1 protein-coding gene and 1 pseudogene are annotated in these 505 nt (G+C 48.7%); both read left to right on the top strand.

The genetic code is table 11. The features are described 5' to 3' along the window. Positions 1 to 285, top strand: a 285-nt coding sequence (locus L1D47_RS21110; RefSeq protein ID WP_239886658.1) for a transposase, incomplete at its 5' end; no start/stop codon positions are given. A 43-nt stretch (positions 286 to 328) separates the two neighbouring features. After that, positions 329 to 505, top strand: a pseudogene (locus L1D47_RS21105) (IS5/IS1182 family transposase); the annotation flags it as partial.

Genomic DNA, 505 nt, shown 5'->3' with positions numbered 1-505 from the left:
ACCTATAGCTTAAATCAATGGCCCAATCTGAACCGCTATCTTGAAGATGGGCGGGTCAATATTGACAATAATCGCGCCGAGAGAGCGATAAAACCGTTCGTCATTGGGCGGAAGAACTGGCTATTTGCCAATACGGCCAATGGTGCGAACGCGAGTGCCATACTGTACAGTGTGATCGAAACCGCCAAGGCGAATGGGTTGACGCCCTTCGATTACTTGATGTACTGCCTTGAGCAGTTGTCACTTAAGCCCGAGTGTCTAGGGAAGATGCGAATAAGTCCCTGATGTGAGATCATAGCTACATAGTAAATCACAGCCATTACCGCCCATGAGCCAACAGTTAACTTTTGCCGATAGTGAGTTTTCCAGCAAGCGCCGCCAGACCCGTAAAGAGATTTTCTTATCTCGGATGGACAACCTGTTACCATGGACTCAACTGCTGGAAGTGATTGAGCCCTTTTATCCAAAAGCGGGCAATGGTCGTCGTCCCTATCCACTGGAAACG

Source organism: Shewanella sp. Isolate7 (assembly GCF_022398425.1).
Taxonomy (GTDB): domain Bacteria; phylum Pseudomonadota; class Gammaproteobacteria; order Enterobacterales; family Shewanellaceae; genus Shewanella.
Note: the sequence above shows the minus strand (reverse complement) of the source record. Positions and strands in the feature narration are given on the sequence as shown.